The organism is Burkholderia sp. LMG 13014, from assembly GCF_905232215.1.
Lineage (GTDB): Bacteria > Pseudomonadota > Gammaproteobacteria > Burkholderiales > Burkholderiaceae > Burkholderia.
Genome location: NZ_CAJNKE010000034.1, coordinates 1 through 14,222, shown reverse-complemented (window position 1 = coordinate 14,222; position 14,222 = coordinate 1). Strand labels below are relative to the sequence as shown.

13 protein-coding genes and 1 pseudogene are annotated in these 14,222 nt (G+C 62.0%); 8 read left to right on the top strand and 6 right to left on the bottom strand.

Features of this window, described 5'->3' with window-relative positions:
• Positions 1-27 precede the first annotated feature (27 nt).
• Positions 28-966, top strand: a complete 939-nt coding sequence (locus JYJ84_RS07030; RefSeq protein WP_122950449.1) for an alpha/beta fold hydrolase — start codon at positions 28-30, stop codon at positions 964-966.
• Between the two features lie 419 nt (positions 967-1,385).
• Entirely contained in the window at positions 1,386-1,832 is a 447-nt protein-coding gene (locus JYJ84_RS07025) for a lysozyme inhibitor LprI family protein (protein WP_175221919.1), read from the top strand.
• Between the two features lie 385 nt (positions 1,833-2,217).
• Here the strand turns inward: JYJ84_RS07025 and JYJ84_RS07020 are convergent, their stop codons facing one another.
• Together JYJ84_RS07020 and JYJ84_RS07015 are read right to left on the bottom strand one after the other, a co-directional pair.
• Positions 2,218-2,646 (bottom strand): tautomerase family protein, encoded by a 429-nt coding sequence (locus JYJ84_RS07020; protein ID WP_122950445.1) that lies wholly within the window; start codon positions 2,644-2,646, stop codon positions 2,218-2,220.
• Between the two features lie 14 nt (positions 2,647-2,660).
• The gene (locus JYJ84_RS07015) at positions 2,661-2,972 is read right to left on the bottom strand and encodes a carboxymuconolactone decarboxylase family protein (RefSeq protein ID WP_059858386.1); all 312 of its coding nucleotides are present in this window, start codon (positions 2,970-2,972) and stop codon (positions 2,661-2,663) included.
• A gap of 123 nt (positions 2,973-3,095) precedes the next feature.
• On the opposite strand from JYJ84_RS07015, the pseudogene JYJ84_RS07010 reads away from it, so the two are divergent.
• Both JYJ84_RS07010 and JYJ84_RS07005 read left to right on the top strand, forming a co-directional pair.
• Positions 3,096-3,278, top strand: a pseudogene (locus JYJ84_RS07010) (isocitrate/isopropylmalate family dehydrogenase); the annotation flags it as partial.
• A 168-nt stretch (positions 3,279-3,446) separates the two neighbouring features.
• Positions 3,447-4,073, top strand: a complete 627-nt coding sequence (locus JYJ84_RS07005) for a tyrosine-type recombinase/integrase (protein ID WP_175221921.1) — start codon at positions 3,447-3,449, stop codon at positions 4,071-4,073.
• A 203-nt stretch (positions 4,074-4,276) separates the two neighbouring features.
• On the opposite strand, the gene JYJ84_RS37625 is transcribed toward JYJ84_RS07005, so the two are convergent.
• Together JYJ84_RS37625 and JYJ84_RS06995 are read right to left on the bottom strand one after the other, a co-directional pair.
• Positions 4,277-4,603, bottom strand: a complete 327-nt coding sequence (locus JYJ84_RS37625) for an N-acetyltransferase (protein ID WP_236027642.1) — start codon at positions 4,601-4,603, stop codon at positions 4,277-4,279.
• A gap of 817 nt (positions 4,604-5,420) precedes the next feature.
• On the bottom strand, positions 5,421-6,170 hold the full coding sequence (locus JYJ84_RS06995; protein ID WP_174957753.1) for a YafY family protein: 750 nt from the start codon (positions 6,168-6,170) through the stop codon (positions 5,421-5,423).
• A 161-nt stretch (positions 6,171-6,331) separates the two neighbouring features.
• Here JYJ84_RS06995 and JYJ84_RS06990 point away from each other — a divergent pair, with 161 nt between their 5' ends.
• Positions 6,332-7,276 carry an alpha/beta fold hydrolase gene (locus JYJ84_RS06990; protein ID WP_175221922.1) on the top strand — a complete coding sequence of 315 codons (945 nt, stop codon included), beginning with the start codon at positions 6,332-6,334 and terminating at the stop codon, positions 7,274-7,276.
• Positions 7,277-7,792: 516 nt separating this feature from the next.
• Here JYJ84_RS06990 and JYJ84_RS06985 read toward each other — a convergent pair.
• Both JYJ84_RS06985 and JYJ84_RS06980 read right to left on the bottom strand, forming a co-directional pair.
• The gene (locus JYJ84_RS06985) at positions 7,793-8,707 is read right to left on the bottom strand and encodes a S9 family peptidase (protein WP_205189145.1); all 915 of its coding nucleotides are present in this window, start codon (positions 8,705-8,707) and stop codon (positions 7,793-7,795) included.
• A 149-nt stretch (positions 8,708-8,856) separates the two neighbouring features.
• Positions 8,857-11,100 carry a TonB-dependent siderophore receptor gene (locus tag JYJ84_RS06980; RefSeq protein ID WP_236027641.1) on the bottom strand — a complete coding sequence of 748 codons (2,244 nt, stop codon included), beginning with the start codon at positions 11,098-11,100 and terminating at the stop codon, positions 8,857-8,859.
• 303 nt (positions 11,101-11,403) lie between these two features.
• On the opposite strand from JYJ84_RS06980, the gene JYJ84_RS06975 reads away from it, so the two are divergent.
• The 3 genes from JYJ84_RS06975 to JYJ84_RS06965 form a co-directional block, all read left to right on the top strand.
• A complete protein-coding gene (locus JYJ84_RS06975) occupies positions 11,404-12,120 on the top strand; it encodes a FadR/GntR family transcriptional regulator (RefSeq protein WP_122950441.1) in 717 nt (238 codons plus the stop codon).
• 521 nt (positions 12,121-12,641) lie between these two features.
• A complete protein-coding gene (locus JYJ84_RS06970; protein ID WP_175221923.1) occupies positions 12,642-13,565 on the top strand; it encodes a LysR family transcriptional regulator in 924 nt (307 codons plus the stop codon).
• A 100-nt stretch (positions 13,566-13,665) separates the two neighbouring features.
• On the top strand, positions 13,666-14,222 hold a 557-nt coding region (locus tag JYJ84_RS06965; RefSeq protein ID WP_205189144.1), incomplete at its 3' end, for an FUSC family protein.

The following is a 14,222-nucleotide window of genomic DNA, read 5'->3' as shown; positions in this document are numbered from 1 at the left end:
GAATGAGTTCCAGGAGAGGAGCAGGCAATGCAATCACTCGGGCTTTGGCTGCGGCGCGCTGGTGCCGCGTTGGCTTTCCTGCTGGCCTTTCAGGCTCAATCGTACGCGGCGCCCGCCGTGGTCACGGAACACTCGCTGACGGTCAACGGGATCAAGCTTCACTACCTGGAGGCGGGCACCGGGAACGGCACGCCCATCGTACTGCTGGCCGGCTATGGCGAGACGAGCCACATGTGGCTGCCGCTCATGCCCAAGCTGGCCACGAATCACGTCGTGATCGCGCCGGATCTGCCGGGCGCCGGTGCGTCGGACATCCCTGCGGGCGGTTACGACAAGAAGACGATGGCCCAGGACATTCACGCGCTGGTGCAGGCGCTCGGCTTTCGCGACGTCGAGGTCGTGGGACACGACATCGGCCTCATGGTGGCGTACGCCTACGCCGCCCAGTACCGGGACGAAGCCAGGCGCCTTGTGCTGATGGACTCGTTCCTGCCGGGTGTCGGTAACTGGCAGCAATACTATTACTCGCCTGCAAAGTGGCATTTCGCGTTCTATGGCGAAACGCCGTTGAAGCTCGTGCAGGGCCGCGAGCGAATTTACCTCGATCATTTCTGGAACGACTTTGCGGCCAATCCCGACCATTCGATGTCGGAGGCGGATCGCGCGCTCTATACGAGCATCTACGCGCAACCGGGCCGCATGCGCGCGGGCTTCGAATGGTTCCATGCTTTTCCGCAGGACATCCAGGATTTCCAGCAATTCGCGAAGACGCCATTGCAGATGCCGGTTCTCGTCCTCACCGGACAGAAGGCCGCCGGTCGTTTCACGATCGATCAGGTTCGCGTGACGGCGGCGAACGTGCAAGGGGAAGTGATCGAAGGGGCTGGCCATTGGCTGATGTCCGAGGCGCCCGATCGAACGATGGGGGCGCTGGTCACTTTCCTCAATGCGGGCGAGTCCCGATGACGCTGACGGCCTGCTTGATCACGACCAGATGGCGGATGCCCGGCTATCGTTGGGTGAACGCGCGCCCCGTTCCTCGCGGCTGTGCTCCAGGAAATCCGGCAAGAAAATGACGGGAGAGCAACCAGGCGCCGCACTGACATGAGTCCACGCGTACGTTGGCCGTCCGAAGTCAGTTTGGAAGGTCCCGCACGTCATCGTGCGGCGAAGGTTTCGAAAGGGGCAGTTTCCGACGGTCACCATCGGTGGCTGTCGGCCAGGGGCGATCAGTCGACATGGCCGTGTAGTTCGTTGACAATCGGTCTTTCCAAAGTTGGTCGCGCTTGTTGAAAGCAAATCAACGAGATGTGCTTCAGTCGGCGCTGTCGACTGTAATCGACGCCGGAATGACTCCAATCGCCGCATGAACGGGAAAAACAGGAATGGAAGCAGGAATGCATATCCGCGCATCGACGTCCGGCCCGCGTCGCGCAGCGCTCGGCGTCGCCACGGCGCTGACATTTTCGTGGTTCACCGCAGCGCAAGCGCAGAGTTGCGCATCGGATAGCGTGGCGCCAGAGTGCTTGCTGCAGCGGAGCCAGGACGAATTTCAGCAAGCGGACGACGAATTGAACCGCACGTACCAAAAGGTTTTGAAGTCGATGTCTCGGCCGCGTGACGAGTACGTCAACTATCCGGCACTCAAGGTGAAATTTGTCGAGGCTCAGCGGCAATGGGTCCGTTTTCTCGGTACCGAGTGTGCCGCTTGGTATCTGATAAACGAGGCAGGTGCGGATCGGAATCTTGATCTGCTGACTTGCGAAATCGACAGAACACGCGATCGTACGCGTGAATTGAACGCGTGGCTTAAGCAAGTGAGCCATGATTAGCGCAGCACTATGAGGCAGACCGGCTACAGCAACCCAAGCTTGCCGCCAGGTGTTGGCTTCGGGCGTTCCGGTCGCAACTGGTACGCCAACAAAGGGGCGGCTACTCGGCCGGGCGTATCGGGTAGCTCCCGGCCACGAACGGTCATGCGATGCCCTCGAGATGGCAGAGCGGACGGATGTTTGACGGCATCTCGGCCGGCGGTCGGGCGCTTGTCGGCCATGACGAGCCATTCGACGGCGACGCGCATTTCGTCGACAATCCTCGGAAACGATGCCGAAATTGACGAGTCGACAACCAAGTTTCGAGCGTCGTTCCATGGCTTCGATACCGACGCGAACCAACGCAACGGAACGATAACCATGGACGACGCAGCCGCTTTATGCATCAGGCTTGCGAGTGTCGCGTGGACGCCTCCTCATGGCGCAACTGTACCGGAAGAGATGCGGCTCGACCTTGCCCAAAAGACCAGTCTTCCACACTGGTTGTACTTATGATCACCATGACATCCTCGGGAGGAATGCCAGGGCTGACAGCGAGCAGTTCGACGAGTCTCGCGTAGAACGCCTCCTTACAGGATCGGCTGCGGGTGCGACCACCGGTGATGTGAATCAGGACGAAATCGCTGCTACGCGGCCCACCACAGTATTCCCGGTCATATACCAGTTCACCCGGCTGGCACTGCTGAAAGACCTGAAAACAATCCCCCGCCGGAACCTCGAACGTTTGCTCAAGCGCATCCTGTAGGCTCGTTGAAATCGCCGTCAACCAGTCGGCGGATTTTCCGGCAAGTAAGGCAATTCGTGAGTATGGCATCTGGAATCTCTCCGTTACTCGGACAGCGCGGCCAGTGCATTCACCGCAGATGCTGCGGCGGGCCAGCCGGCGTAGAACGCGAGGTGCGTGAACAACTCACCCAACTCGTCCTTCGTGACTCCGTTGGTAATCGCTTTCTGCAGGTGCCCCGGCAATTGCTCGGGACGATAGAGGGCCGTCAAGGCTGCGACGGTTGCGATGCTGCGCTCCCGCGGGGAAAGCGCCGGGCGCTGCCAGACATCGCCGAAGAGAACGTCTTCACTCAACTGAGCAAGCTTCGGGGCGAATTGAGCGACTTTTTGCAAATCAGATGAGGGTTTGGTCACGTGTGCTCCTGTTGTCGGGATTGATGGCGTTCAGGTTAGCAAGTCACAGCGGCTCCGAATATGTGAATAATTTGAATCGATGATCCTGTTTTTTCGAACCTTCGTCCGACTGCAGGTGAAACGATGCTGCGCCATTCGCTGAACCTGCCCGATGAGGCCGAGCGCATCGAGACGGCAGTCAGGCGGGTGCTCGCGCAAGGGATGCGCACGGCCGACATCTGGACAGCCGGCACGCGCAAAGTCGAAACCAAAGAGATGAGCAACGCGGTCGCGGCGGCCCTCACGACGCAAGAGGCAGTTTCGTAAAGGCTGCTGTGCCTGCCTTGAGGTGTTCGGCGCGATCATGCTGCAGCACGTTTGACGAGTATTGGATGAGTGTCCGTTGTTGAGAATCCTGCGCGTCTCTTCCAGGTCGGCCAGCGCCCATTGCTTCGGACGCACACTGGATCTCCCTTCAATTGAAAGGAGATTGTTATGAGCACGCTAGTCAATACCGGCCAGTCGAGGGTGCCGTGGAACAAAGGGAGGTTGACCGGTCAGAAGCCGCCGCTAAAGCTCAAGGAAATTTGGGCGATCCGAGTGCGGCTGCAGCTCTCGTCCCGTACGCGGGATCTGGCCATGTTCAATCTCGCCATCGACAGTAAGCTTCGGGCTTGTGATCTAACGAAGCTTCGAGTGCGGGATGTCTGTCACGGAGAGCGCATCGGCAACCGCGCGACGGTCATGCAACAGAAAACGCAACGGCCGGTGCAGTTCGAGATTACCGAGCAGACGCGCGATAGCGTCGCAGCATGGATAAGTCATGCGGGGCTGCATGCGACCGACTTTCTGTTCCCGAGCAGAATTCACGACTCTCCACACTTGTCGACGCGACAATACGCCCGGCTGGTTCATCGGTGGATCGCCTCAATCGGCCTGGACGACACTGCCTACGGTACTCACACGATGCGCCGGACCAAGGCATCGTTGATCTATCGTCGCACCAAGAACCTGCGGGCCGTCCAGTTGCTGCTTGGCCATACGAAGCTGGAAAGCACAGTCCGTTATCTCGGCATCGAGGTGGATGACGCACTTGAAATGGCTGAGCAGACCGAAGTGTAGGATGATAAGCCGGTTAGCGAAGGGACGCTGACCGGCCACAAGCGGTCAGTCAACGATGCCGCTTGGATCATTGACTATCGTTGCCCCAGAAGCCGCTCGAAACGTCGCACCTACTCATTCGCGCTCCACAACGATCTGTTCGAAAATCGCCCCTTGAACCGCAATCGTCGACCGCCGCAGCCGGTTGATCGCGGCCTCACGAATCAACAACGATAGATCAGATGTAAATCAGTCGATTCGCCGACCTTGAAATCGCAAGTGCCAACGAGGCTAAAACCTGCCTTTTCGTAGAAGGCAATGGCCTTCGTGTTACCGGACCATACACCGAGCCATACCGCGCCGGGGCGTTCCACTGCCAGATAGGAAAGTGCCGAGTTAAACAACTTTCGTCCAACACCCGTTCCTTGCGCACCGCGCCGAATGTAGATTTGATATATTTCCGCCGCCCCCTCTGGAACATCGGAGTGCGGAAGCGTGCACGGCCCAACATGCGCGTAACCAATCAATCCGCCGTCCTCGCACTCAACCACCCAGGTGCGATTCTCGCGATTGGTGAGCTGGTCTGTGATCGTTGTTACCGAGTAGTTTTCTTCCTCATGCCTGATTAGATCGCTCAGCGGGTAGTCGATGCAGTACCCCTCCGAAAGAAATGTTTCCCGGAATTAGCAAGTGGCAATGCATCTGCCACCGTCGCAATACGGATTCTCATCGGTTCTCCAGCGGTTCAGGGTCACAGGACAGTGGATCTGCCGATAGGCAGTCGAACGCGTCGATACGGCAACGGAATTTTGCCATCACACTCTACGTGCGTAATGTTCACGTTGCAAATTCGGTCAGTACCGGGCATTCGACTGCCGCGACCGGATTGGCAAGAATCGTTGGCATAGGGATGCGGCCGAACGTTAGCTCAAGCCATCGGAAACTATTGCCACGCAAGCATCAGGGTCAGTTTCTGGACGGCGGCGCCGGATGCGCCTTTACCAAGATTATCGAAAACCGCAGACAGCAAGATCTGAGATTGGCATAAAAGTCGCCATTTTCTGCTTTAGCTCGTTCTCTTGAACGAATGGCCGGTTTGTAGAAATTTGACTGACCGGTGCGGGTCGAACTGAGCCGGAAGTGTCGGACCGGGTTCGGCCATCAACGGACGGTCGTGTAGGCACGCCGAAAGCGGGCATTCGTAGGGCGCTGAAGAGAGCAATGAGCGAAGCGAGTTGTGCTTCAATTCAAGACTTGACGCCGCAACTTGTGTTTGTTTATCGCCGTCTGGATTGGACGGTGGCGGGATCTGTCGGGCTGCCGCTATTTCATGTCCGACACACCGTCGTAATTCACCCAAACGTCGTTCTACGACAACGGGTTATGGGATTTGCATGGCCGATTCCTTGGGTCGGTGTCCACCGAACCGGTAGCAGCCCAGACGACCTTCCGCTTTCGAAACGTCGTTCCTTCAATACAGTGCGGCTCTTTGATCCGATCCATGCGGAAATGCCGAAAATCGCCACGGGCAGGATCCCAGGCCACCAGATACCAAAGGGGGGGCAGGACCAGCATCGCTTGCGGCTCCACAACACGTGTACTGCTTTGACCTTTTGCATCGCGGTAATTGAACGACAGATGCTGGCGCTGAAGAAAGGCCACTTCGAATTCCGGAAGCAAAGCAGAGTCCATCACGCCGATATTGGTTCGGTCCACCTGTGGTGCGAGTTCTCCGACATAGAGGCAGTCCAAAACACGGCGCAAATCCCGAATTTTGTCCGGGGGCAGTCCCTTTTCGATCTTTGCGAGTCCGCTATCAGCAAAGATTGAAAATGGTAAATTTCCCGCTGCACGCATAGACGCTACGCTGATCAAAAGCGCAAAAACCTCGGTGACTGACAGGCGTGGTGCGATCTGAACAGACCGCAGGTCAAGCTGCAATCCTCCGCCGCGGCCCGGTTCAGAATCAATAGTAAAACCTTGCTCACGCAGAGCGCTGATGTCGCGCAGCAACGTGCTGCGGGATGCGCCTACCTTTTCTGCGAGCTCGGCAATGGTTGATGATCCGGTACGGCGCAGACTGCGCACGATTGCGTCTTGTCGTAGGCGAGCATTCATTCTCTGGGCTCCGTGATAAAAGGTGTCACATTTTGACACCTTTACATCGTAGGCTACGAATGTCGGCACCAGTTGGTTGTCCGGCAAGACCCCTCTGACCAACAGGTTGTTATGTGTAGCGCAGCTGCCAGATCACCCATCCAAACACAAAAGGAAGATAGATGTTAGACCCCAATGACTTTCCCCAACCCACGATGATCTCGGTCAACGATGTGGAATTGGAAGTATTCGAAGCCGGAAAAGAAAACGCAGGGAACCCGATTGTGCTGTGTCATGGTTGGCCGGGGCACGCCTATTCCTGGCGCCATCAAATGCCAGCGCTTGCGGCCGCTGGCTATCACGTCATCGTTCCAAACCAGCGCGGTTATGGGAATTCTGCGCAACCGACGGACGTGATCGCGTATGACCTCGCACATCTGACCGGAGACCTTGTCGCTCTCCTTGACCACTTTGGATACGACGATGCGATCGTCGTTGGCCATGACTGGGGTGCCAATGTCGTCTGGGGCATGGCGCTGCTGCATCCAAAGCGTGTGCGCAAGGTCATCGCGCTGGCGCTTCCCTATCAGGCACGGGGGGACGTCCCTTGGGTTGAGTTGATCGAATGCTTCTTGGGGCCTGACAACTACATGGTGCATTCCAACATGAACCCCGGCGTGGCCGATGCGATTCTGGATCAGAACAGGCGTCAGTTCCTGCAAAATCTCTACCGCAAAAACGAGCCCCTACAGCCTCCGAAGCCGGGAATGATCATGATCAATTTGGCAAATGCCGAGACGGCTGCCGGAGAGCCGATCATGACCGATGCCGAACTGTCGGTCCTCGACGCGGCGTTTGAGGTCTCTGGCTTCACGGGCAGCATCAACTGGTACCGAAATCTGGACCGCAACTGGCATCTCCTAACGGATGTTGATCCGATCGTTTCGCATCCCGCACTGATGATCTATGGCGACCGTGACGTGATACCAAAGTCTCCGAACCTAAGTGACTTTGTACCAAACGTCGAAGTTGTCAGCTTCGACACCGGCCACTGGATTCAGGAAGAAATGCCGGAAGAGACAACCAAGGCAATTCTTGACTGGCTCAAGTCGAGCTCGGAAAGCTAAATCTCAAAAGAACAAAAGCTTACTTGGTTGGCCATATGAAATTCACTTTCATCAGCCACTGAGCGAGCTCGTCATGCTCAGACGTGCGGGGTCAGGTCTTGAATTGAAGCATGACCGTCCGTTGATGGCCGGTTGGGTGAAGTCCAGAACGGCCGCTTTGGAGCATTCAATTTCGAAGCGGTGGGGGTCGGCTGAACGACAGCTCTGGAGTTAGCTGACCGTCGCCTTGGGGTCGGTAGCGGCCGCGGCAAACACCCGGTAACAAGGGCCTCGATTCATCTTTCTGACCGAGGCCCTTTCAGACAAGGCACAAGCCCTACCGCTCATTGAAGTACCGTTCGCAGGCGCACGGGGAGCTAGCGTCCTCATGCGCTTGGAAAAGGTTACTTTGACCATGCGGATACGCCAGCAGCCGCGACTCGCAAGCGCGCTCTGTCGTTCGACCAGCGGCAGGCGATCACAACAGGCACGTGCCCGCCCCCTTCTGCCTGATTCGCCCCCCTCGAATCAGCTCACCTACTTCATCGCCACCAACGGCCCGACAAACGCCTCGAAGTGCGGCAACCAGATCGGTATCGCCTCCTTGACCGAGAACATCCCGTGCCCGTTCTTGCCGAACGGCGGCTCGACAACCATCTGCCCGCGCCCACCCGCCCCCTGAAACGCGGCAAACCACGTCGCCACCACCTCCGGCGAGAAATACTTGTCGTTCTGCACGTAATGCCAAAGCACCGGCACACGCGTCGTGCCCGCGAAATGCCCGATCGTGTCGGCCATCTGCTTCGGATCGCACGGCATGCCGGGATGAGTCGTCGGATTCCCCCCACGCCCACCCGAGAAGTTCACCACCGCGACCACCCCTTGCGGCGCGTAGCCAGCGGCCGCCAGCGAAGCAAAACCACCCGCCGATTGCCCGACCAGCACGACGCGGTTTCGATCCACCTGCGGCAACGTCTGCGCATACCGAACGGCCGCGAGTACATCGCGCGCGGCCTGCTGGCCCGCAGCGAGGTAATCGGGATGCCGGCACGAACCCGCATCCTCTTCATCGACCCCGCCCGTCGCCCCGTACCCGCGGCGGATCGGCACGATGACCGCGAAACCGAGTTGCACGAACGTCCGGATCTGCGGCAACGCGCGGTAGCGGCGCACCTTCGGCCGGTCGCGCGGATCGGGCGGGCTGCCGTGGCTCAGCACGATCAGCGGAAAGGGCCCTGGGCCGTCCGGCATGTAGGTGGTGGCAACGATGTCCCGCGTGCTCGCCCCTTCGTCGACCGGGACCTTGACGACGGTCTCATGCAGATCCGGCGCGATGGACGTGTCTTCGACCGCCGTCGCCGCGCAGCCGACGACGGAAGCGATCAATGCGCCCGAGATCAGCACCCGGCACAGGCGAATGGCGACCCGGTTTCGACGAACGACGATGCTCATGGGTGATCTCTCCACGAATCCGCAGCCGACGGCCCACGCTGCCGCGCCGCATACGGCGAAGGCGTCAGTGTATCCGGGCGGCGGCGCGGGCGGGCCAGTCGCACGCGCGCAACCCGCACCGGCATCGCAGCGGCCCCATTCGCGTGCGCTCACCACCGATAACTGACATCCCCCGTCACCATCAACCGCGTGCCATAGAAGCACCCACCCGCCGAAAAACACGACGACACATAAGTCCGGTCGAACAGGTTGTTCACATGCGCCGCGACCCGCCATCCCTTCCACGCGGGCCGCTCGACACCCAGGTCATACGACAGCCCGAGATCGAACAGCACGACAGCCGGTACATCGAATGTATTGACGTTGTCGCCCGCACTGCGCCCGACATATCGCACGCCCCCACCCACCCTCAACCCGCGCAACCCCGGTCGCTCAACCGCATAGTCCAGCCACATCGACGCGAGATGCCGCGGCACCGCCGCCACGCGCTTGCCGACGACGGTCGAATCCGTATCGGCCTGCACCGTCGTATCGAGATACGTGTACGCAGCAATCACATCCAGTTGCTTCCACACTCGCGCGCGCCCTTCCAGCTCGATCCCGCGCGATCGCACCTCCCCGGTCTGCACGCTGAAGAACGGATGCTCGGGATCGGCGGTCAGGACATTGCGCTGGCGAATATCAAACGCAGCGATCGATGCGTTCTGCAACCGATCCGGCGACTGATAGCGCAACCCGACCTCGAACTGCTTCGCCTTCGTCGGCGTGAACGGCTGGCCATCGAAGCGCGTGCCGAGCGCCGGCTCGAACGAAGTCGAATAGCCCAGGTACGGCGCAAAACCGCTATCGAACAGATAAACCGCCCCCGCGCGCCCCGTGAACGCCCGTGTACTCTGCCGCACGCTCGCGGACCGCAGCAGGTCGTCGGTCGTGGTACGCGACCACTCCTCACGCCCGCCGAGCGTAAAGACCCACCGATCCCAGCGCACCTGATCCTGCAGATAAACGCCGATCCGGTCAGGCGTCTGGCGCGTCTGCTGCGCGACCGGCGGCACCGCATACGGCTGCCCGTAATCGGGCGCCCGCGTATCGAGCGGCGGCGCCGCGCCAAAACCCGATCCGGCGAGGTTCGCCACCGCATGCTCATACGACAGCCCGGCCAGCACCGTATGCTCGACCGGCCCCGTCATTACACGCATCTCGGCCTGGTTGTCGAGCGCGAGATGGTTCACATGCTCGCGCGACCACGACAGCGACCGGTTCAGCACACCCGGCGAAAGGTACGGCGCGATGAAATTAACGGCCGCGCCCGCGAAGTCGACATCGAGGTGCGTATAGCGCACGTTCTGCCGGACCTTCCACGTCGAGTTGAAACGATGCTCGAACGCATAGCCGATCGTCGCTTGCGTGCGGTCATACGTGTCGAAGCCCGGCAGGCCCGGAAAGAAATGCGTCGGAATCCGCCGCCCCGCATCCGGCCAAAGCGTACCGAGGGCCGGCAGCCAGCCCGCGAAGTTGTTGTGCGGATCGCGCTGGAACGAACCCAGCAGCGTGAACCTCGTATCGGCATTCGGCTGCCACGTCAGCGACGGCGCGACGACGATCCGCTGCTGCCGCGAGTAGTCGATTTGCTCGTCCGCACGGCGCGCGAGGCCGTCGATCCGGTAGCGCCATGTACCGTCCTGCGTCACGGGCCCGCTGAAGTCGAATGCAAGCTGCCCGCGATCGCGGTTGCCGGTCTGCACGGCGAGCAGGTGCTGCGCGTCGCGGGTCGGCCGCTTGCTGACCATGTCGACGATGCCGCCGGGGCTCGCCTGCCCGTACAGCACCGACGCCGGGCCGCGCAACACGTCGATGCGTTCGAGCGTCCACGGATCGACAACGCTCGCGGCCCAGTTCACGCCTTTCGGCAGCGGCAGGCCATCGAGCATCTGCGGATTGATCGCCGCTGCCGCGAAGCCGCCGAAGCCGCGCAGGAACACGCTCTCGAGCACGCCGCCGGGGCGCGAGTCCGCGTAGGCGCCCGGCGTGTAGCGCAGGCTGTCGCCGACGCTGTGCACGTCCTGCCGGTCCATCTGTTCGCGCGTGACGACCGACAGGCCCTGCGGCACTTCGACGATCGCCGTGTCGGTCTTGGTGCCCGCGCCCGACACATCGGCCGCGATGCCCTGCACGGGGCCGACGCCCGTCTCGCGTCGCCCGTCGACGACGATCGGCGCGAGCATCGGCGCATTCGCGGGCTCGCCCGCGTCCGGCGCATCCTGCGCCGCAGCGGCAACCGGCATCGTGGCCGTACAGGCCAGTGCGGCCGCCCAGCCCGGCACGCGCCGCAACGCCGCGCGCGGCAACGGGAATCCTGGCCGAGCACGGCGGCCGGTGTGTGATTGATTCATCTCGGGTTATCCGGAAAGCGGAGACGGACGTCGGCGGATACGCCGCGCCGTTGAGTAGGGAGACGGGCCGCTCATGCAACGGCGACCTCGACTGAACAGCGAATGGGAATCATTTACGCCGACGCGGCGCGGGTAAATGCCGGTGGACGCAATCGACGAATGTGCGGCGCGCATCGATCGGCCGCAGGTTTATTCGCCTGGCGGTAACAAAATGTCACGCTTGAATATCGTTATCCTGAACGATCAACGCGAATGATCGGATGATAGGATAGCGACACCCTCCAGTTTCAAGCGAAACACGCAATGTCAAGCCTGCCCCCGGCCACCCGACACTCGCTCGTCGAATCGGCAATCGAAATCCTCAAATCCAATATCACGTCCGGCATCTGGCAAGTCGGTCAGCGCATTCCGACCGAGCTCGATCTCGCGAAACAGCTCGAGGTCGGGCGCAACACGGTGCGCGAGGCCGTTCGCACGCTCGCGTATTCCGGCGTGCTCGACGTGCGCCAGGGCGACGGCACCTATGTGCGGCGCAATGTCGATCCGGCCGACACGATGCGCAACGTCGATCGCGCCGCGCGCGGCGACCATCTCGAGCTGCAATGCATGCTCGAAACGGAGTGCGCGCGCTATGCGGCGCGCCGGCGCACCGACGCGGATCTCGCGACGCTGCGCAAGCTGCTGAAAGCGCGCGGCGAGCGCGAAGCGTCGCGCGACGTGAAGAAGTTCGTCGAGCGCGACCGCGCGTTTCACATCGCCGTGGCCGCCGCCTCGCACAATCACGCGCTCGAAGCGTTGTATCGCTACTTTTCGGGGTCGATCCTCGCGAACGTCGAGGACGTCCTCGTCGAGCTCGACAAGGCCGCGATTCCCGAACCCGACCTGCAGGCGCACCAGGCATTGCTCGACGCGATCGAGCAGCGCGACGAGAACAAGGCGGTTCGCGCGACCCTTGCGATCCTCAAACCGCAGATGACCTGGCTCGAGACGCACGAGACCCACGAGACGCCCGCCGGCTGACAGGCCCGCCCCGCGCGACGCGGCGACGGCCGCGATCACGTCACGCAGCCTGTCCGGCGCGGATCGATCCCGGCGCGCCCGCTTGCGGGTGCCCCCCCAACAACCGGGCCACACTTGCGGCCGGCCTTGCATCATGTAAGATTCGAATAATCCAATCATCCTATGATTGGATCATTCACACCGACGCATTGCGAATTTCCGGTTTCGCCGCCCAGGGGAATGCATTCGACGCGGCACCGCGTCCCTTTTGCTGACAACGGCGGCACATCGATGCACGAGATTTCCATGAAGTCCGGCGTGCCTTGCCTGCCCGGCGGGCGACCATGACGCGCAGGCGCCGAAACCCGGCGCGTTTGCCGCCGTCCACTCGCTGCCACCCGATGCCGGCGCCGGGCAATAGCACCACCGATGCGTGCGTCACGCGTGATGTCGCGCGCCATCGTTGCGTACGCTGCAGTCACGCTGCGCGCGCACCACGCACGACCGTTGCGTGGTGTGCACGCGATGAAACGGAGAAGCCGATGGCACCCGATCTGAACCTGCTGATTGCGCTCGACGCACTGCTCGAAGAAGGCAGCGTCGTCGGCGCCGCACGCCGCATGAACCTCAGCCCGCCCGCGATGAGCCGCACGCTCGCGCGCATCCGCGAAACGGTCGGCGACCCGATCTTCGTGCAGGCCGGCCGCAAGATGGTACCGACGCCGCGCGCGCTCGAACTGCGCGACGTCGTCCGCGACACCGTGGAGCGCGCGTCGCAATTGCTCGCCCCGTCCGCGGAAACCGATCTCGGCACGCTCGACAAGCAGTTCAACGTGCGTGCGAACGACATTTTCGTCGGCCTGCACAGCAGCGGCCTGCTCGACGAGATGGCACGCCGGATGCCGCGCGCGATGCTGCGCCTGATGCCCGAGGAAGACGACATCGACGACGACGCATTGCGCAGCGGCCGCATCGACCTGTTCATCAGCGCGTCGCGCCGCCTCGGGCCGGAGATTCGCGTGCAGCCGCTGTTCACGACGACCTTCGTCGGTCTCGCGCGCCACGACCATCCGATCTTCGACGACGACATCACGCCCGAGCAGTTCGCGCGCTGGCCGCATATCGGCGTATCGCGGCGCGGCAAGTCGGCGGGGCCGATCGACGACGCGCTCGCCGCACGCGGGCTCGCGCGGCACGTGCTGCTCGTCGTGCCGACGCCGTATGCGGCGATCTTCGCACTGCAGGCGTCGGACCTGATCCTGCCGCTGCCCGAGCATCTCGCGCGCGGCGCGGTGCAGGCCGGGCTCGGCGTGCGCACCTTCGAACTGCCGGTACCGCTCGAAACCGTGCTGATCACGCAGGCGTGGCATCCGCGCTTCCAGAGCGACCCCGCGCACCAGTGGTTGCGGCGTGTCGTGCGCGGGCTGTGCACCGGCCAGCCGGCACTGCATCCGGCGCACGCATGACGCATGCGTGGCGCGCACTCGTCGAGTGCAAAGACGTCACTGTTCCGCATCCATGGCTCGACCGTAGACTGGCTTCGTCCTTTCTCACGGAGCGAGCGCAGTGCATGACGCAGCAGACCAGACGCGCGCCGTCGCGCCGCCCAGCCGCCTGACCCGCGCGGCCGCGGCGTTGATCGCGCGCATCGACATTTTCACGCCGCGTGGCGCGTATGTCGCGCGCTCGGTCATCGCCGCCGCGCTCGCGCTCGGCGTCGCGTACCTGCTCGAACTGGAAACCCCATACTCGGCGGCGTCGACGGTGCTGCTCGTGATCAACCCCGTCCAGGGCGCCGTGATCGGCAAGGGCGTGTGGCGCGTGGTCGGCACGATCGCGGGGATGGTCGTCGCGTTCGTGCTGATGGGCTGCTTCGCGCAGCAGCCGCTGCTGTTCATCCTCGGCTTCGCGTTCTGGCTCGGCGTCTGCGTCGCGGGCATGACGCTGCTGCGGCACTTCCGTGCGTCGGGTACCGTGGTGGCCGGCTACACGATCGGCCTCGCGACCTACGGCGCGATGCAGCATCCCGAGCTGACCTTCGAGCACGTGATCGGGCGCGGCTCGACGGTCGCGATCGGCGTGCTGTGCCTGAGCCTCGTGTCGATGCTGCTCGGCACGCGCGA